The sequence below is a fragment of the Prescottella agglutinans genome, assembly GCF_004011865.1.
In the GTDB taxonomy this organism is placed as follows: Bacteria; Actinomycetota; Actinomycetes; order Mycobacteriales; family Mycobacteriaceae; genus Prescottella; species Prescottella agglutinans.
This window is the reverse complement of record NZ_RKLP01000018.1, coordinates 1-17339: the sequence shown is the minus strand read 5'-3', so window position 1 is coordinate 17339 and position 17339 is coordinate 1. Positions and strand designations below refer to the sequence as shown.

Annotated in this window: 18 protein-coding genes and 1 rRNA gene; 6 read left to right on the top strand and 13 right to left on the bottom strand. The window is 67.4% G+C overall.

The features are described from left to right. The 3 genes from EGT67_RS24935 to EGT67_RS24925 all read left to right on the top strand — a co-directional run. On the top strand, positions 1–124 hold a 124-nt coding region (locus EGT67_RS24935), incomplete at its 5' end, for a Fe-Mn family superoxide dismutase (RefSeq protein WP_277750165.1). A gap of 148 nt (positions 125–272) precedes the next feature. Next, positions 273–1697 (top strand): decaprenylphosphoryl-beta-D-ribose oxidase, encoded by a 1425-nt coding sequence (locus tag EGT67_RS24930; protein WP_127918791.1) that lies wholly within the window; start codon positions 273–275, stop codon positions 1695–1697. After that, positions 1694–2455 (top strand): decaprenylphospho-beta-D-erythro-pentofuranosid-2-ulose 2-reductase, encoded by a 762-nt coding sequence (locus tag EGT67_RS24925; protein ID WP_127918790.1) that lies wholly within the window; start codon positions 1694–1696, stop codon positions 2453–2455. The genes EGT67_RS24930 and EGT67_RS24925 overlap by 4 nt, the downstream gene beginning before the upstream one ends. Positions 2456–2529: 74 nt before the next feature. Here EGT67_RS24925 and EGT67_RS24920 read toward each other — a convergent pair whose 3' ends face one another. The 9 genes from EGT67_RS24920 to EGT67_RS24880 all read right to left on the bottom strand — a co-directional run bounded on the left by EGT67_RS24920 (position 2530) and on the right by EGT67_RS24880 (position 11012). Next, positions 2530–2814: a hypothetical protein gene (locus tag EGT67_RS24920; RefSeq protein WP_127918789.1), complete on the bottom strand. Its 285-nt coding sequence runs from the start codon at positions 2812–2814 to the stop codon at positions 2530–2532. 177 nt (positions 2815–2991) lie between these two features. Continuing rightward, positions 2992–3879 carry a TIGR03619 family F420-dependent LLM class oxidoreductase gene (locus EGT67_RS24915; RefSeq protein ID WP_127918793.1) on the bottom strand — a complete coding sequence of 296 codons (888 nt, stop codon included), beginning with the start codon at positions 3877–3879 and terminating at the stop codon, positions 2992–2994. 11 nt (positions 3880–3890) lie between these two features. Continuing rightward, positions 3891–4955, bottom strand: coding sequence for a DUF1214 domain-containing protein (locus EGT67_RS24910; protein WP_127918788.1), 1065 nt, complete (start codon positions 4953–4955; stop codon positions 3891–3893). Positions 4956–4981: 26 nt separating this feature from the next. Further along, entirely contained in the window at positions 4982–6124 is a 1143-nt protein-coding gene (locus EGT67_RS24905; RefSeq protein WP_127918787.1) for a sulfotransferase family protein, read from the bottom strand. Between the two features lie 24 nt (positions 6125–6148). Then, entirely contained in the window at positions 6149–6955 is an 807-nt protein-coding gene (locus EGT67_RS24900; protein WP_206612485.1) for an SDR family oxidoreductase, read from the bottom strand. An 8-nt stretch (positions 6956–6963) separates the two neighbouring features. Further along, positions 6964–7323 carry a nuclear transport factor 2 family protein gene (locus EGT67_RS24895; protein WP_127918786.1) on the bottom strand — a complete coding sequence of 120 codons (360 nt, stop codon included), beginning with the start codon at positions 7321–7323 and terminating at the stop codon, positions 6964–6966. Positions 7324–7417: 94 nt separating this feature from the next. Further along, the gene (gene cysN, locus EGT67_RS24890) at positions 7418–9319 is read right to left on the bottom strand and encodes a sulfate adenylyltransferase subunit CysN (protein WP_127918785.1); all 1902 of its coding nucleotides are present in this window, start codon (positions 9317–9319) and stop codon (positions 7418–7420) included. Further along, on the bottom strand, positions 9319–10224 hold the full coding sequence (cysD, locus tag EGT67_RS24885) for a sulfate adenylyltransferase subunit CysD (protein WP_127918784.1): 906 nt from the start codon (positions 10222–10224) through the stop codon (positions 9319–9321). The genes cysN and cysD overlap by 1 nt, the downstream gene beginning before the upstream one ends. After that, a complete protein-coding gene (locus EGT67_RS24880; RefSeq protein ID WP_127918783.1) occupies positions 10221–11012 on the bottom strand; it encodes a 3'(2'),5'-bisphosphate nucleotidase CysQ in 792 nt (263 codons plus the stop codon). Before EGT67_RS24880 ends, cysD begins: the two co-directional genes overlap by 4 nt. A gap of 96 nt (positions 11013–11108) precedes the next feature. Between EGT67_RS24880 and EGT67_RS24875 the strand changes: the two genes are divergently transcribed. Continuing rightward, positions 11109–11735 (top strand): TetR/AcrR family transcriptional regulator, encoded by a 627-nt coding sequence (locus EGT67_RS24875; RefSeq protein ID WP_127918782.1) that lies wholly within the window; start codon positions 11109–11111, stop codon positions 11733–11735. An 8-nt stretch (positions 11736–11743) separates the two neighbouring features. Here EGT67_RS24875 and EGT67_RS24870 read toward each other — a convergent pair whose 3' ends face one another. Then, positions 11744–12148 carry a DUF4259 domain-containing protein gene (locus tag EGT67_RS24870; protein WP_127918781.1) on the bottom strand — a complete coding sequence of 135 codons (405 nt, stop codon included), beginning with the start codon at positions 12146–12148 and terminating at the stop codon, positions 11744–11746. Between the two features lie 74 nt (positions 12149–12222). Further along, positions 12223–13098, bottom strand: coding sequence for an alpha/beta fold hydrolase (locus EGT67_RS24865; protein ID WP_127918780.1), 876 nt, complete (start codon positions 13096–13098; stop codon positions 12223–12225). A 132-nt stretch (positions 13099–13230) separates the two neighbouring features. Here EGT67_RS24865 and EGT67_RS24860 point away from each other — a divergent pair, with 132 nt between their 5' ends. Continuing rightward, positions 13231–15078 carry a galactan 5-O-arabinofuranosyltransferase gene (locus EGT67_RS24860; RefSeq protein ID WP_127918779.1) on the top strand — a complete coding sequence of 616 codons (1848 nt, stop codon included), beginning with the start codon at positions 13231–13233 and terminating at the stop codon, positions 15076–15078. A gap of 1 nt (position 15079) precedes the next feature. Here the strand turns inward: EGT67_RS24860 and EGT67_RS24855 are convergent, their stop codons facing one another. Then, a complete protein-coding gene (locus tag EGT67_RS24855; protein WP_127918778.1) occupies positions 15080–16498 on the bottom strand; it encodes an FUSC family protein in 1419 nt (472 codons plus the stop codon). A gap of 76 nt (positions 16499–16574) precedes the next feature. Between EGT67_RS24855 and EGT67_RS24850 the strand changes: the two genes are divergently transcribed. Next, positions 16575–17090, top strand: coding sequence for a MarR family winged helix-turn-helix transcriptional regulator (locus EGT67_RS24850; RefSeq protein ID WP_127918777.1), 516 nt, complete (start codon positions 16575–16577; stop codon positions 17088–17090). Between the two features lie 126 nt (positions 17091–17216). On the opposite strand, the gene rrf is transcribed toward EGT67_RS24850, so the two are convergent. Continuing rightward, positions 17217–17333, bottom strand: a 5S ribosomal RNA gene (gene rrf / locus EGT67_RS24845). Positions 17334–17339 lie beyond the last annotated feature (6 nt).

The window sequence follows — 17339 nt, the reverse complement described above, 5'->3', positions numbered from 1 at the left end:
CGACTACCAGAACGTCAAGGGCGACTACGTCAACGCCTTCTGGAACATCGTCAACTGGGCCGACGTCGCCGACCGCTTCGCCAAGGCACGCACCCAGACGGCCGGACTCATCGTCCCCGCCTGATCCGTCCCCCACTCCCCCGTTTTGCGCACTTGTCGCTGCTCTCCGGACCCGGAAAGGCCGATAAGTGCGCAAAACGCGGGTAGAGAAGTTGTGGATCGGCGCACTCGCACAGGATCACCGGTACTACCGCCAGGTAGCCTCGTAGCCGATGTCCGAGACAGCAGAAGAGACGGCTCACGAGCCGCTCCCCACGCAGACCCGCACCCTCACCGGCTGGGGACGCACCGCGCCCACCACCGCACAGGTGCTGTCCACGCCCGACGTCGAAGTGATCGCCAAGGCGGTCGCGCAGGTGGCGGAGCAGAACGAGTCGAAGCCGTCGCACCTGCGGCGCGGTGTCATCGCGCGCGGCCTGGGCCGCTCGTACGGCGACCCGGCGCAGAACGCGGGCGGACTCGTCGTCGACATGAACGCGCTGAACCGAATCCACAACATCGACGCCAACACCCGCCTGGTGACCGTCGATGCCGGTGTGAACCTGGATCAGTTGATGCGCGCGGCGCTGCCGTTCGGCCTGTGGGTCCCGGTGCTGCCGGGCACCCGCCAGGTCACGGTCGGCGGCGCGATCGGGTCCGACATCCACGGCAAGAACCACCACAGCGCCGGCAGCTTCGGCAACCACGTGCGCTCGATGGATCTGCTCACCGCGGACGGCCAGGTCCGCACGCTCACCCCGGCCGGCCGGAACGCGAAGCTGTTCTGGGCCACGGTCGGTGGCATGGGCCTGACGGGCATCATCCTCAAGGCGACGATCGAGATGACGCCGACGGAAACCGCGTACTTCATCGCGGACAGCCGGCGCACGGCCGACCTGGACGAGACCATCGCGCTGCACAGCGACGGCAGCGAGGAGAACTACGACTACTCGAGCGCCTGGTTCGACGCGATCTCGCCCGAGCCGAAGCTGGGCCGCGCCGCGGTCTCGCGCGGCAGCCTCGCGAAGCTGGACCAGCTGCCCGCGAAGCTGCAGAAGGATCCACTCAAGTTCGACGCGCCGACGCTGCTGACGCTGCCGGACGTCTTCCCGAACGGTCTCGCGAACAAGTTCAACTTCTCGGTGATCGGCGAGCTGTACTACCGCAAGACCAAGAACGCCGACAACCAGGTCCAGAATCTGACGCAGTTCTACCACCCGCTGGATCTCTTCGGTGAGTGGAACCGCGGCTACGGCTCCAACGGATTCCTGCAGTACCAGTTCGTGGTGCCGCCGGAGGCCGTGGGCGAGTTCAAGCAGATCATCCGCGACATCCAGGCGTCGGGACACCACTCGTTCCTCAACGTCTTCAAGCTGTTCGGCGAGGGCAACAAGGCGCCGCTCAGCTTCCCGATGGCCGGCTGGAACATCTGCGTCGACTTCCGGATCAAGCCGGGCCTCAACGAGTTCGTCACCGAACTCGACAAGCGCGTGCTCGAGTTCGGCGGCCGCCTGTACACCGCGAAGGATTCGCGGACCACGGCCGAGACGTTCCATGCCATGTACCCCCGGATCAACGAGTGGATCAAGGTCCGCCGATCCGTCGACCCCACAGGCGTTTTCGCCTCCGACATGTCCAGAAGGTTGGAACTGCAGTGATCAATGCCGTCGGCAATCCCCAGACCCTGCTGCTCCTCGGTGGCACGTCCGAGATCGGTCTGGCGATCTGCGAGGAGTACCTGAAGAAGTCGCCGCTGCGCGTGATTCTCGCTGCGCTGCCGAACGATCCGGGCCGCGACGCCGCCGTCGCGCAGATGCAGGCCGCGGGTGCCACGCAGGTCGACATCGTCGACTTCGACGCGCTGGACACCGAGAGCCACCCCAAGGTGATCGACGAGGCCTGGTCCAAGGGCGACGTGGACGTCGCGATCGTCGCGTTCGCCCTCGACGGCGACGCCGAGGAACTGTGGCAGAACCAGCGCAAGGCCGTGCTGGTCGCGAACGTCAACTACACCGCGGCCGTCTCGGTCGGCGTCCTGGTCGGCGAGAAGATGAAGGCGCAGGGCTTCGGCCGCATCGTCGCGATGTCGTCGGTCGCCGGTGAGCGCGTCAAGCGCGCCAACTTCGTCTACGGCTCCACCAAGGCCGGCCTCGACGGGTTCTACCTCGGCCTCGGCGAGGCGCTGGCCCCGTTCGGCCCCAAGGTCACCGTCGTGCGGCCCGGCATGGTGCGCACCAAGTTCAGCGCGCACGTCAAGGAAGCCCCGCTGACGGTGAACAAGGAAGACGTCGCCGCGCTCGCGGTGGCCGCGTCCGACAAGGGCAAGGAAATCGTCTGGACCCCCGGTCCGTGGCGTTTCGTGATGATGGTGCTGCGCCACGTCCCGCGCGCGATCTTCCGCAAGCTGCCCATCTGAGGCAACGCATACGCGATTCGCCCCCCCACAGTGCACTGTGGGGGGCCGAATCGCGTTCGGGGGTACTCCGGCCCCTACATTGCCGCGCGCGGCTGAGCGGGGACCGCCCGCATGTCGTTGCCGGTGTTCGGCTTGACGCGCTGCCACGTGCCGTCGCTCTTGCAGGTCTGGTAGGTGCCGTCCGGGTGGTAGACCTTGCTACCGACGCTGTAATCCTTACCGTCGTAGACACATACGGTCGTCTGTGTGCCGTCGGGGGCGGTACGGATCTCGGCGTGCGCTACCGCGGCCTGGGCGCCGAGCAAGCCGCCCGCGACGAGAGCGGATGCGGCGAGCGTCTTTGCGATTCGAGAGATCATGTGTGGTCCTTCGTTTTCGGGGGCGGGTCCGGTTGGACCACACAAATATGTCGTCCCGCCGCGATCGCAACCAGGCACCCCAGGATGCAAGTTCGACCACCCTCCGAAAACCCGAACGGGAGTTCACCGCACGCCTTCGGTCGCGAAGCGTGCGGTGAACTCCCGTTCGTCGTCGTGTCAGACGGCGGTGCGCTCGCGCGCGATCACCTCGTCCGCGAAGCGTCGGACCGCGTCGAGACGGGCCGTCCGGCTCGCGAAGTCGGCGCCGTACAGGTACCAGGGCGAGACCCGGCACTCGGTGACGCCCACGTCCGCCAGCGCCCGGTATGCATCCAGGCCCCGCACCCCCGTCGGGGACACGTTGATCTCGAAATGTTCACCGGCGCGGCCGTATTCGGCCCGCATCTCTGCCAGTCGCGAGATCGCATCCGTCAACTGTTCGACGTCGGTGTTGACGGAGATCCAGCCGTCGGCGAGGCGGGCGGCGCGCCGCAGGCCCGGTTCGCTGTGGCCGCCGACGTAGATCGGGACGGGCCGGGCCGGTGCCGGGCTGATCATCAGTCGGTCGAAGTCGTAGTGCTTGCCGTGGAACTCGACCCACTCGGGCCCCCGTCCCGCGCACACCGCCTTGACGATCTGGATGGCCTCGTCCGTGCGGGCACCCCGGGTTCGCATCTCGGTGCCGGTGAACCGGAACTCCTCCGGGATCCACGACAGTCCCACTCCGACGGCAATCCGGTTGTCCGACATCACCGCCATGGTGGCGATCTGCTTCGCGGTGAGCAGCGGATCGCGCAGCGGCAGCTTGAGGACGTTGGTGTAGAAGCGGAGTCGCTCGGTGACCGCCGCCATCGCCGTGATCGCGATGAACGGGTCCGGCATCGGTGTCTCGGGAGCCCACATGCGTTTGCCGTCGGGCGAATACGGGTAGTCCGCCGAGACCTGCTCCGGGTAGAACACCGAGTCCGGCATCGCGATCGAGTCGAATCCGACCTCCTCCGCGACCCGGGCCAGTTCGCACAGGTCCCGCGCGTCGATCATCGCGGCCGCGAGCGACCACTTCATCGCGCCGGCACTCACAGCTTCACGACCTTCGACGTCGGGATGGGATGCGAGTCGGCCTTGATCCAGCGCATCGCCCACGTCCCCTCGGCGTGGGCGTCGGTGCTGATCCAGTTGCCGTAGCCGGGATCCTTGGCGGACACCACGATTGTGAGCGTGCCGTCGTCGTTCAGCTTCGCGGTGTGGTTGTTGACGTAGATGTTCGTCCGGTTGTAGTCGAGCGACTCCACCCAGAAGTTCTGCAGCACGAAGTTGAAGTACTCGCAGTTCGGAACCTCGGTCTCGATCACCCACGCCTCGTCCTCGGCGAGCTTCCAGTACCCGTGCAGGTAGAAGATCGTGGGGTCGCCGCCGGCGTTCTGGAAGTAGTCCTGCCCCCAGTCGAAGACCTCGTTGGTGTGCGGCTGGAACTTTCGCGACCACTCGAGGAAGGTGTTCGCGGTGCCCCGGACCATGCCGACGGCCTTGTCCAGTCGCTGGCCGATCTCCTCCGGCGACAACGGGACGAACTCTCCGTCCGGATTCAGGCATTCGATCGAGAGTTCGGCGATCACCTCGTTGCGCCGGTCCTGGTAGGTCTGCCGGACGGAGATGAGGTTGCTCTCGGGATCAAGCGGCAACCATGCAGTGCCGTCTGCCGGCTTCTCCGCGCTCGCAATGAACTCGAAACGACCGTGCTGGCCGATCTCGAGGTCGTGAATGTGCAGGTCACCGGTCTGCAGCATGGTGCCGTCGATGTGATATCGATTGATGCGCGACCCGAACGTCACGAGCGGCACCGTGCCGCGCGTGCCCGTGATGCGATACGTGTACTTGCCCGAGATGTTGGCGCGCATGTAGACGTTGTCCGGGTTGTCCGCCCCGATCTTCGTCATCATGTTGGGGTTCGGCGCCGAGGTGAACTGCGGCCAGCGCGGATCGGTGTATTCGACGCAGTTGATCGTCGCGTAGCGCAGCAGACGCGACAGATAGCGGACGCCCTCCGCCTGCGTCAGCGGATCCTGCGGCACGATCGGGTCCGACAGGATCTTGCCCACGTCGAGCAGGTCGGTGCAGAGTTTCTCCCAAGTGGCGTTCATCGTGAATTCCTATCCGTCGCAATGAGTCAGTGAATGGCGAACTTGGCGTCGACCTCGGCTGCGGTGACGCCGAAGTCCTCGAGCGAGTACGTGTGCGAGGGCCGCCGATGGTCGGCGAGGCTGTCCTCGTGGGCGGCGGTGACCGCCCGGCGCGCCTCGTCGGAGAACGGCATGCCGAACTGGGCGTAGATCTTCTCGACGGTGCCGATCGGATCGGCCACGAAGTCGCGGTAGTCGACGTCGATGAACTGCTCGGGGTTGTAACGTGCCCGGGCCGCATGGAAGTTCGCGTTTCCGCGCGCCCACAGCTCCAGCTGTGTCCGTCCGATCGTCTTGCGGTCGAACGCCTGCGACATGCCGTGACCGCCCTGCTCGGCGAGGCTGAAGGTCGACGCCATCGAGGTGTGCGGGTCACGGAAGGTGCGAACGAACAGCGCATCCGGGAAGACCTTCAAGATGTCGTCGATCGCGAAGACGTGGCTCGGGCTCTTGAGCACCCAGTGGCGATCCCGATCGTTCATACCGATCAGCTGCAGGTTCTTCTTGTAGCGGGCATAGGTGGCGGTCCAGTCCTGCTTCGCCAGCCAGTCCGTGTACGACGGCACGTACGCGATGGTGTCGAACGAGGTCGACAGCATCGTCTGCTGGAGCAGTCGCCAGCATTCCTCGACCTCTTCGGCACCCATGAAGTGGACCTTCATCAGGTCCGCCTCGTTCGCCTGACGCGCCCGGTAGAAGGCGTCGCAGCGGAGGAAATCGGCATTCTCCGACCAGGTCTCACGGGCTGGACGGGGCTGAGGCGCCTCGGCCAGCCACATCTCGACACCCTGGTTCGCAGGGTCTGCACTGAGGAGGCGATGCAGCGCGGTGGTACCGGTGCGGGTCAGCCCACACATGAAGATCGGCCGTTCGATCGGAACCTCGACGTGCTCGGGGTGCCGGGCGAACCCGGCCTCGCTGATCGCGCGGCCGGCGAGGGCTCCGACGATCATCTTGCGCGCGATGATCTTTCCGTGCGGCGTCAGGTCGGCCTCGTTCTCGAACGAATCGAGGAGGACGCGCAGACCCTCCAGGTATTCGCCCGTGCCGAAGTCGTCGTACCCGGTCGCCTGCCGGGCCTCGGCGTGCAACTCCTCGATCGAGCCGACACCGTCGATGTGCTGGGTCATCGATGTTTCCTTGTCGTTGGTAGGTCAGTGGTGCGTGTGCCCGCAGTTGACGTCGACGCACTGGCCGGCGATGGCGCGCGCGTAGTCGGAGGACAGGAACACCACGGTGTTCGCGATGTCGTCGGGTTCGGGCAACCGTCGCAGATCGGTACCCGCAGCCACCTCGTCGTAGACCTGCTGGAACGGGACGCCGCGTGCCTCGGACTGCTTCTCGAACATGCGCTTGACAGAGTCCGCCCAGATATAACCCGGTGCAACGGAATTCACGCGAACTCCGGAAGGGCCGAGTTCGACCGACAGGCTGCGTGCCAGCGCCAGCAACCCGGCCTTCATGATGCGGTAGGCACCGAAGTTCGGGAGTTGATTGCGCAGCACCATTGAGTTGATCAGCACCACCGAGCCCTGCGACTCGACCAGGGCCGGGGCCAGTTTCCGGGTCAGGTCGAGTGCCGCCAGCAGGTTGATGTCGATGCCGCGGCGAACCGAGTCGAACTCCGCGTCGAGCAGGCGTTCGTGGGGCGGCTGGACGAATGCGTTGTTGACGAGAGCGTCCACCCGGCCGAACTCGGCGAGCGTCGTGTCCGCGAGCGCGGACACCGAGTCGCCGTCGGTGAGATCCGTCGGCACGCAGAGCGCGGTCCCGCCCAGGGCCCGCACCTCGTCCGCCACGGCGGTCAGGCGCAACTCCGTCCGGGCTGCCAGCACCACTCGTGCGCCGGCCAGCGCGCTGCGCACCGCGATCGAACGTCCCAGGCCGGGGCCGACTCCCGACACCACGACGACCTTGTCCTCGAGCATCGGCAGCGGCCTCGGCGTCGTGCGCACGGTCATCTCCGCGGTCATACCGTCGCCTCCGGGTCCAGCACGACACTGAGCGAGACGATCTTGCAGTTCTGGTCGAACTCGAAGAGGTCCGTGGACGCGAAGTCGGGCATCCCGTCACAATGGACGCGAAGCTGCGCGGCCGCGAAGCGCCCCGTCACGGTGATCGGCGACAGCAGCGACACCGAGAACGGAACCTTCGCGTTCGCCTCGTCGAACGCCCGGATCTCGTCGAGGCCCCGGTACGTCCTGGCACCGAGCGGCTCGTGCTGCACGGCTCCCTCCGCAAACAGGTCGACGAGCTTGTCGACGTCGTGGTTGCCCAGGTGCTCGACGTACGACTGCACCGCTGCACAGATCTCAGTTCGGTTCGGCAAGAATCACTCCTTCATTGTCGGTGGAACCCTCGGTGGCCACATGATCCAGCCGATGAACCCGCTGATCACTCTCTGGCTGCAGTGTGTTTCGTCGTCAGGAGATGACGCCGCGCTCGCGGAGCATCTCGACGATGCCGTCGGCGGCCTGCTCCGGCGTGAGGTCGGTGGTGTCGATCCGAACGTCCGGCGACATGGGCGCCTCGTAGGGCGAGTCGACGCCGGTGAAGTTGGCGAGTTCGCCGCGTCGCGCCTTCTTGTAAAGCCCCTTGGGATCGCGCTCCTCGGCCAGCTCGATCGGCGTGTCGACGAACACCTCGCAGAAGCGATCGGATCCGATCAGTTCGCGGGCAGCATCGCGTTCGGCGCGGAACGGAGAGATGAACGACGCGAGGACGATCAGCCCGGCATCGGCCATCAACCGGGCCACCTCGGTGACCCGGCGGATGTTCTCCACCCGATCGGCTTCGGTGAAGCCGAGGTCGCGGCCCAGACCGTGCCTGACGTTGTCGCCGTCGAGGAGGTAGGTGTGGCAGCCGAGGGCGTACAGCCGACGCTCGAGTTCGTTGGCGATGGTCGACTTCCCCGACCCCGACAGCCCGGTGAACCAGACGATCTGCGGTCGGTGGCCCTTCAGCAACGAACGGGCCTCGTCGTTCACGTCGACGGCCTGCCAGTGGATGTTGTCCGATCGGCGCAACGAGTGCGCGATCATTCCCGCCCCGACGGTGGTGTTCGTCAGCCGGTCGATGAGGATGAAGCCGCCGGTGTCGCGGTTGTCCGCGTAGGGGTCGAACGGCACCGGCCGGTCGAAGCTGATGTTGCATACGCCGATCTCGTTGAGTGCCAACGTGTTGGTGGCGGTCTGTTCGAGGGTGTTGACGTTCACCTTGTGCTTCGGCTTCGTGATTCGGGCCTGCACGGTCATCGTGCCGATCTGGCACAGGTAGGGCCGCTCGGGCAGCATCTCGTGCTCGCCCATCCACACCAGTTGCGCTTCGAACTGGTCGGCCACGCACGGGAGGTCGTCGGCACCGGCAAGGACGTCACCGCGGCTGATGTCGATCTCGTCGGCAAGGGTGATGGTGACCGACCGACCGGCCCCGGCCTCGTCCAGGTCGCCGTCCATCGTCACGATCCGCGCCACGGTCGATTCCCGCCCGCTCGGCAGCGCGCGCACCCGATCCCCGGGACGCACGACACCGCTGACGATCTGCCCCGCGAAGCCACGGAAATCGAGGTCCGGCCGGTTCACCCACTGCACGGGCATCCGGAACGGCGCGCTCTGGTCGGCATCGTCGATCTCGACCGTTTCGAGGTGGTCGATGAGCGTGGGCCCGGTGAACCACGGGGTGTTCGGGCTGCGCTCGGTGAGGTTGTCCCCCATGTACGCCGACAGCGGGATCGGTACCACGTGCTCGAGCCCGATCTCGGCCGCGAACTCGGCGTACTCGCCGGCGATGCGCTCGAACACGTCCTGCGAGTAGTCGACGAGATCGAGCTTGTTGACCGCGAGGACCACGTGCCGGATGCCGAGCAGTGAGACCAGGTACGAGTGCCGCCGGGTCTGCGTGAGGACGCCCTTGCGGGCGTCGACGAGGATCACCGCGAGGTCGGCCGTCGAGGCGCCGGTGACCATGTTGCGCGTGTACTGCTCGTGTCCCGGGGTGTCGGCGACGACGAACTTGCGCCGCTCGGTGGTGAAGTAGCGGTAGGCCACGTCGATCGTGATGCCCTGCTCGCGCTCGGCTGCGAGCCCGTCCACCAGGAGCGCGAAGTCGAGACCCTCGCCCTGGGTGCCGACCTTCCTCGAGTCGCTTTCGAGCGCACTGAGCTGGTCCTCGAACACCAGCTTCGACTCGTACAGCAGACGCCCGATCAGGGTGGACTTGCCGTCGTCGACGCTGCCGCACGTGATGAAGCGCAGCATGGACTTGGTCGCGTGCCGCTCGAGGTACTGCTCGATGTCGTCGGCGATCAGATCGGATGCGTGGGCCATCAGAAGTACCCCTCCTGCTTCTTCTTCTCCATCGAGGCGCTGCTGTCGTGGTCGATCACGCGCCCCTGCCGCTCGGACGTGGTGGTGAGCAGCATCTCCTGGATTACGTCGGTGAGGGTGGCGGCGGTCGACTCGACGGCGCCGGTGAGCGGGTAGCAGCCGAGCGTGCGGAAGCGGACGCTCTTGAGTTCCGGAACCTCGCCGGGGCGCAACGGCATTCGATCGTCGTCGACCATGATGAGGGTGCCGTCCCGTTCCACGACGGGACGCTTCGCGGCGAAGTAGAGCGGCACGATCGGAATGTCCTCCTGCCGGATGTACTCCCAGACGTCGAGCTCGGTCCAGTTCGACAGCGGGAACACCCGCAGCGTCTCGCCGGGCGAACGGCGGACGTTGTACATCCGCCACAGTTCGGGGCGCTGCCGCTTGGGATCCCAGCGGTGTTCCGCCGAGCGCACCGAGAAGACGCGTTCCTTCGCGCGAGACTTCTCCTCGTCACGGCGCGCGCCGCCGAACGCGGCGTCGAACTTGTAGTGGTCGAGCGCCTGCTTGAGACCCTCGGTCTTCCACATGTCGGTGTGGGTCGACGAGCCGTGCGTGAAGGGATTGATCCTCTTCTCCACACACTCGGGGTTCTGGTGGACGAGGAGATCGAAATCGCCTGCGGCTGCGGACTCGTCGCGCAGCTTGTACATCTCCTTGAACTTCCACGTCGTGTCGACGTGCAGCAACGGGAACGGCAGCCGGGACGGGTAGAACGCCTTACGGGCAAGGTGCAGCATCACCGCGCTGTCCTTGCCGACCGAGTACAGCATCACGGGGTTCTCACTCCCCGCGACGGCCTCGCGCATGATGTGGATGCTCTCGGCCTCGAGTCTCTCGAGGTGGGTCAGCGCACGGGTCATCGTGCAAGTACCTCCAGTGCTTTGCCCGCCCACTCGGGGCGGCAGATCAGTAGATCGGGCAACCAGGGGTTCTCCTGGTTATAGACGAGTTCGGACCCATCGATACGTGAAACATGAAGTCCGGCAGCACGTGCGACGGCGACCGGCGCCGCCGAATCCCACTCGTACTGACCACCGGCGTGCGCGTAGACGTCCACGTCGCCGCGCACCACCGCCATCGCCTTGGCACCGGCCGAGCCCATCTCGACCAGTTCGGCATCGAGCGCAGCGGCCAACTCCATGACGGGCGCCGGACGTCGGGTCCGACTGACGACGACGCGAGGCACGCTGCGCAGCGGCGGCAGGTCGACCGGAACGTCCAGCGTCGAGTACGTGACACCGGCCGCCGGCATCGCGACGGCTCCGACGGCGAGTGCGCCGCGGTCGACGAGGGCGACGTGCACGGCCCAGTCGGCACGGTCGGCTTCCCCGAACTCACGGGTGCCGTCGAGCGGGTCGACGATCCACACGCGCTCGGCGCCGAGCCGGGCGAGGTCGTCGGCGCCCTCCTCGGAGAGCACCGCGTCGCCGGCGAATCGCTCGCCGAGCGCGTCGGCGATGAACTCGTGACTGAGCCGGTCGCCCGCAGACCGGACCTCTGCAGCATCGACGCCCGGAACCGCCAGACGCTCACGCAGTCCGAGCAGCAGTTCCCCAGCCGCCGTAGCGATTTCGACCGCCGCTCGCGCATCCGCTCCCGCCGGGGAAGCGGAATCGGAAGTGGTCGGGGTCACGGCACGAGTGGTCATGGGAGTGACTGTAACCACAGAATGAACCATGTTCAATCCCAAAACGAACATTGTTCATTCTTGGTGGTGGGCGATCCACCCCGCTACGGTGTCTCGGTGGGTGAATCGAGCGGAGGATCGATCTACGGCGATGCGCAAGCCCGGCGACGCCGGACGCTGGATGCTGCGGCGGCACTACTCGACGAGGGCGGCTACTCTGCGCTGACGATCCGGTCCGTCGCCAAACGGGCCGGCACGAGCACCGGGCTCATCTACCAGTACTTCGCCGACAAGCAGGACATCTTCATGGCGCTCCTCGACGAGAACATCGTCGAGTCCACGCGGGTCGTCGCGGCACTGCCGAGGGACCGTGGCGTGACCGTGCTGATCGCCGCGATCATCGACGAGGCGGCTCGACGGTGGGGGCGCCTCGGACGCATGTCCCAGATATGGCGCGACGCCGAACACGCTGCGGACACCGAGCGTGAATCACTTCGCGCAGTACATGATTCGGGAAGGCGCTACGACGAGGAGGTTCTCGAGGCCGTCACTGAGGCCGCCGCGAAGGAAGGACGCGTCCTGCGCGACGATACGGCGGTACTGCCGTTCCTGCTGTCCAGCATGCAGGGCGTCGCCGCCAGCATCGTCAACGACTGGGCGTCCTACCTCGACTCCGACGAGTTCGCTCAGTTCTCGGCCGCAGCCCTCACGCGCGCGATCACCTCGACGGAACCGGTCGACTGACCTCCGGTTCAGTTCAGCGCGCGGAGGCCCTCCAACCTGCTCGCGATCGGCGCCCGCCACTCCTCGAGGTCCTCCGGACCGTTCTCGGCCCACAACTCGTGCAGCTCCGAGGTGTCGCTGTCCGCGATCGCGCGGCCGAGTGTCCCGACGATCCAGGCACGCTGCTCCGCCGTCAGGGACGCCACATAGGCAGCGGCGTCGATCCCGTGGAGTTCCCGGGACTCCGGCCGCAGCCCGTGGGCCACCGCGACGATCTCCGCGAGCGCGATCGCGGCCTGTGCGTCGTCCGCTTCGAGGTACTCCTCGTCGACGTGCGCGCAGTAGTCGTCGATGTCGAAGTCGCCGGCGCGAATCGCCGCGAGCAGATCGCCCGCTCCGTCGTTCTCGAACGGTCCCGAACCCCACGTCCCCATGCCCCACTCCTCCGTGTTCCGCGGGCCGCTCGGCCCGTCGTGCAGACCATACGACCGACCGGTGACAGTCCGCGTCAGCGTGCCGACTCCCACGCGGAGAGAACGGTGCGGACACCGGTGACGAGCGCGAGTGGCTGATCGATCATCGCGTGGTGGCCGGCGTCGGGGATCTCGGCGACGATCGTCGACGGCCCGAACCGCTCGCGCATCCGCTCCATGAGTTCGTCGGAGACGATGCCGTGCTGCGACCGGAAGTACGCGATGGGGCACCGCGCCTGCGCGACGGCCAGGGTGTCGCCGCCGGAGCGGGTGAACATCGCCGGGTCGAACTTCCACGACCACCCGCCCTCGACGGCCATGAGCGAGGTCTCCGCGACGTGCTCGCGCACGCACGGCACCGCGGCCTCCTGCGGCGGGACGAAACGGAATCGGGCGAGCGCCTCCTCCGGGGTCGGATACACCTTCTTGGGACCGAATGCCGCCTTGCGCCGCGCCGCCTCCTCCTCGGGGGTGCGCTGACGGATCGGCGAGTCGATGATCTGCACCCCGGCCAACCGGTCGCCGTGCAGATGCGCCGCGACGTACGAGACGATGCCGCCCATGCTGTGCCCCACCACGACCGGAGGACCGGCGATGCCCGACGCCGACGCCACCGCGACGACCTCGTTCGCCCACTGGTCCAGCGAGTAGTGCTCGCGGGCACCGCTGTCGCCGTGACCGCTCAGGTCGAGCGCGACGACGCGACGATCGCCCGCGAGTTGCGGCCCGACGTGGTCCCACCAGCGCGAGTGGGCAGCACCGCCGTGCACCAGCACGAGCCCCGGGCGGCCCGACTCGCCCCACGCCCGGTATCGGATGTCCACGCCGTCGACCGCCACGCTGCCGGTCTCCACCGGGGCCGCCAGCGCGTCTCGGAACCACTGCGGTGTCTGCGGGTGCACTTCGCTCATTCCTCGAACCTACTGAAGACCGATCCGAAGACGACGCCCAAGTAAGCTCGGGCCGTGTCGCAATCAGGTGCAGCCCCCCTCGCAGAGCCGCGAGTCGCCCCTGCCCGACTGGTCGGCGGAACCGTAGTCGAGATGATCCTCGCGGGCCTCGTGGCCGCGATCGTCGCCGCGGTGGGACTGTTCGCCTTCGGCCAGGTGTCTTGGCCGGCGTTCCCGTCGTCGAACGTCACGCAGGCCGTCACGACCGTGGGCCAGGTCGTCACGATCGCCGTACTTGCGTTGTGTGTCGTCCTCTTCCGTGCCCGACGGTGGGTCCGGGCGGCGACCGTGCTGTCCTGGGCCGGACTGTCCGGGTTCGTGACGGTGACGCTCGGAATGCCACTCAGCGCGACCAAGCTGTACCTGCACGGCGTTTCGGTCGATCAGGAGTTCCGCACCGAATACCTCACGCGGATGACCGATTCCGCCGCGCTGCACGACATGACGTACGCGGGCCTGCCTCCCTACTACCCGGCCGGGTGGTTCTGGATCGGCGGACGCGTCGCGAACCTGCTCGGCATGGACGGCTGGGAGGCCTTCAAGCCGTACGCGATCGGGTCGATCGCGGTGGCGGCCGTCCTGGCGCTCGTGTTGTGGAACAAACTGATTCGCGCCGACTGGGCCGTCGTGGTGGCGCTCGCCGCGGCAGCGCTCATGATCGCCTACGGATCCGCGGAGCCCTATGGCGCCGTCATCGCGATCCTCATCCCGCCGGTGCTGGTGCTCGCGTGGGGCGGGCTGCACCGACCGGAGAAGACCCGGGGCGGCGGCTGGGGAGCCGTCGTCGGCACCGGCGTGTTCCTCGGGGTCGCGGCGGCCTTCTACACGCTGTACCTGGGCCTGGCCGCGTTCGCGGTGACGCTCATGGCGGTCGTCGCGGCGGCGCTCGCGGTCCGCGCGCAGGGATCGTGGCGCGCGCTGCTCGATCCGCTGCTGCGACTGGCCGTCACCGCCGCGATCGCCATCGCGATCGCGCTCGTCGTCTGGCTGCCGTATCTGCTCGAGGCCCTGCGCGGATCGCCGGCCGACAGCGGCACCGCGACCCACTACCTGCCCGACGCCGGTGCGCACCTACCGCTTCCGATGTTCCAGTTCTCCCTCGCCGGGGCGCTGTGCCTGCTCGGCACGATCTGGCTGGTGAGCCGCATGACGTCGTCGCGGCGCGCGCAGGCGCTCGGCATCGGCGTGATCGCGATCTACCTGTGGTCGCTGATGTCGATGGCGTTCACCGTTCTCGGCGGCACCCTGTTGTCCTTCCGCCTCGAGCCGGTGCTGATCGTGCTACTCGGCACGGCGGGTGTGTTCGGCTTCGTCGAGTTCTCGCGCTGGCTCGTCCTGGCCACGAGCGAGAGTCCGCGCGTCAAGGCGTCGATCGTGGTGATCGGACTCGCCGGGTTGATCGCGTTCGTGCAGAACATCCCTCAGGTGCTCGCGAGCGACATCACCGTGGCGTACACCGACACCGACGGTGACGGGGTCCGCGCCGACAAGCGCGCCCCCGGTGCGGCCGCGTACTACGGCGACGTGGACCGGATCATCATGGAGCGTCGCCCCGGCGAACGCCACGACACCGTCGTCCTCACCACGGACACGAGCTTCCTCAGCTTCTACCCGTACTACGGGTTCCAGGCGCTGACGTCGCACTACGCGAATCCCCTCGCGCAGTTCCGGGAACGCGGCGAGGCGATCGAGAACTGGACCGAGTTCGAGACACCGGACCAACTGGTGTCGGCCCTCGACGCACTGCCGTGGCGTGCACCGGACGTGTTCGTCTTCCGGAAGGGTTCGGACGGTTACACCCTCCGGCTCGCCGAGGACGTCTACCCGAACGACCCGAACGTCCGCCGCTACAGCGTCACGTTCCCCAAGGAGTTGTTCGACGACCCGCGCTTCACGATCGACGAGGCGGGGCCGTTCGTGATCGTGACGCGTACCGGCTGAGTCAGGCCAGATGGTGCCGGTCGGTGCGACTCACCGTCACCGCCGCGACGACGACACCGATCACGACGCCGATGAGGGTGTCGACGATCCGGGTCATCCCCGCCTCGGGCGTGATCGGTGACGTGAACCCCGTCAGCAGGAGGGCCATCGGTGTCACCGCGAGCGTGGTGACGGCATAGTTGACGAGCACCATCAGTTCGGCCGCGGTCTGCAGGATCACCACCGCGACGACGGACTCCCAGAAGCCCAACGACATCGCGATGAGGCCGGCGGCGATTGCCGCGCCGGCCACGTTGCCGAGCAGTCGCTGGATGCCGCGCTGGACGGTGTGCGTGTAGTTGAGGCCCTGCAGTGCCGCGATCGCGCCCATCGACGCCCACAGCGGGTGGCCGAAGCCGCAGGCCGCCGCGACCCACCCCGCCGCGGCCGACGCGATCGTCACCCGAACCGCGGTGTGGCGCAGGGCCGCCGACGTGACGTTGACGCGCGCCGTCTTCAGCATCCGGTTCGGTGCGGGGAGCTCGGTCCGCGGTGACGGACGATCACCCACACCGCCGAGGACGCTGGCCCGCTTCACCTTTCGCAGTTCGCGCTCGTGCTGCGCGATCTCCCGGAGCAGGGTGTCGTCGCCGTCCGCGACCCAGGCGTCGATTGCCTCGTCGGCCGCGTCCAGCAGCCTCGCGAGGTCACGGCCGTGACCGCGCCGTGCGCGCGAACGGCCGCTCGCCGCAAGAACTTCCCGGGCGCGAACGAGCGCCGCACGCGCAGCCGGAACGCCATCCACCCCCGTCCTCGCGAGTGAGCCGACCGCAACGAGTGCCCGGGCGGCGGCCAGGCGGGCCGGGCCGAGTGGCAGGACCAGCCCCGGCAGCATCGCCGCAATCCACCCCACCAGCACACCCACCGCCGCGGCCGACGCCACCTCGGCGACGTCGGACCACGACGTCGAGTAGCCCGCCGCACCGGTCGCCGCGAAGACGAGGATCACCGGGCCGGGACCGAGCAGTTGGAAGGCGTTCATGTAGCCCGAGGCCACACCGGCAGCCAGCGACAGCGCACCGATGAGCGCCCACGTCGGCAGCGACGCGGCACCCAGCGCACCACCGAGCGCGACGAACGCGACGAGTGCGGCACCGACCAGCGCCAGCTTGCCCGCCAGTCGCGGGTACGGCTCGTACCGGCCGAACGCCGCGGCCAGCGCGCCGAGTGCCGCGAAGCCGGCCAGTTCCCGGTAGCCGAGCAGGCCGCCCGCGACGAGCACCACCGCCGTGGCCAACCCGACGCGCAGCGCCGGCGCGATCGTCGCGTCCGCGGTACGCAGTTCGAATGCTCCACGCCACGTCCTCGGCACGACGGCGTGCGCGAGCGCGCCACGGGCCTGGGCGAACCGTGTGGGTGTGGGAGCGTCGAGTGCAGTCACTCGTCTCAGTGTACGCGGGTTAGTTCACCAGTAAAGTACTGATGTATCGAATTTGAAGCCTGGCTAGGATGGGGAAGTGGATTCGACCGACAGCCCTGAACGCGACTTCATCGACAAGGTTCGCCAGGAATGGTCCCGCTCCTACCCGGAGGTCGACACGTCGCCGATCGAGATCATGGGGCGGATCACGCGGATCAGTTCGCAGGCCCTGCATCGGCTCGACCGCTCCCTCGACTCCAGCGGTGTCTCACGCGCAGAGTTCGAGGTGTTGTGCGCGCTCGCGCGATGCGATCATCCACTGCGGACGAGCGAGGTCACGGCGGTGACGATGGTGAGCAGCGCCGCGACCACCAAGCATGTCGACCGCTTGGTCAAGCTGGGGCTGGTGGAACGACAACGCTTCGAGCGCGACGGACGGGTCGTGCTCCTCCAGGTCACGGAGGAGGGGCGAGCGCTCGTCGATCGCGAGTTCCCGCAGCGTGTGGATCGGGACCGCCGGCTATTGGAGGGTTTCGACGCCGACGAGCGGGCGCTGCTCGCGCGACTGCTTCGGCGACTCGCTCGCAACAGCGACGACGTCGACCGGATCTGATCTCCGACGCCTGCCGATCGAGGCGATGCCACCGGTTCCGCTGCGGCGGCCGGTGGGTCGCGTGACTATATGCGGAAAACGCCGAAGGCCCCCACCAAAAATTGGTGGGGGCCTTCGGGAAAGGATGTTCGGCGGTGTCCTACTCTCCCACACCCTGTCGAGTGCAGTACCATCGGCGCTGGAGGGCTTAGCTTCCGGGTTCGGAATGGGACCGGGCGTTTCCCCTCCGCTATGGCCGCCGTAACTCTA

Bases quoted from the DNA above. Each gene is read 5' to 3' on its own strand.
- cysD (WP_127918784.1), bottom strand. From the start codon at position 10,224: ATGACCCGTGCGCTGACCCACCTCGAGAGACTCGAGGCCGAGAGCATC.
- EGT67_RS24920 (WP_127918789.1), bottom strand. From the start codon at position 2,814: ATGATCTCTCGAATCGCAAAGACGCTCGCCGCATCCGCTCTCGTCGCG.
- EGT67_RS24860 (WP_127918779.1), top strand. From the start codon at position 13,231: ATGATCCTCGCGGGCCTCGTGGCCGCGATCGTCGCCGCGGTGGGACTG.
- EGT67_RS24880 (WP_127918783.1), bottom strand. From the start codon at position 11,012: ATGACCACTCGTGCCGTGACCCCGACCACTTCCGATTCCGCTTCCCCG.
- EGT67_RS24910 (WP_127918788.1), bottom strand. From the start codon at position 4,955: ATGAACGCCACTTGGGAGAAACTCTGCACCGACCTGCTCGACGTGGGC.
- EGT67_RS24865 (WP_127918780.1), bottom strand. From the start codon at position 13,098: ATGAGCGAAGTGCACCCGCAGACACCGCAGTGGTTCCGAGACGCGCTG.
- EGT67_RS24915 (WP_127918793.1), bottom strand. From the start codon at position 3,879: ATGAAGTGGTCGCTCGCGGCCGCGATGATCGACGCGCGGGACCTGTGC.
- EGT67_RS24930 (WP_127918791.1), top strand. From the start codon at position 273: ATGTCCGAGACAGCAGAAGAGACGGCTCACGAGCCGCTCCCCACGCAG.
- cysN (WP_127918785.1), bottom strand. From the start codon at position 9,319: ATGGCCCACGCATCCGATCTGATCGCCGACGACATCGAGCAGTACCTC.
- EGT67_RS24870 (WP_127918781.1), bottom strand. From the start codon at position 12,148: ATGGGGACGTGGGGTTCGGGACCGTTCGAGAACGACGGAGCGGGCGAT.
- EGT67_RS24905 (WP_127918787.1), bottom strand. From the start codon at position 6,124: ATGACCCAGCACATCGACGGTGTCGGCTCGATCGAGGAGTTGCACGCC.
- EGT67_RS24900 (WP_206612485.1), bottom strand. From the start codon at position 6,955: ATGACCGTGCGCACGACGCCGAGGCCGCTGCCGATGCTCGAGGACAAG.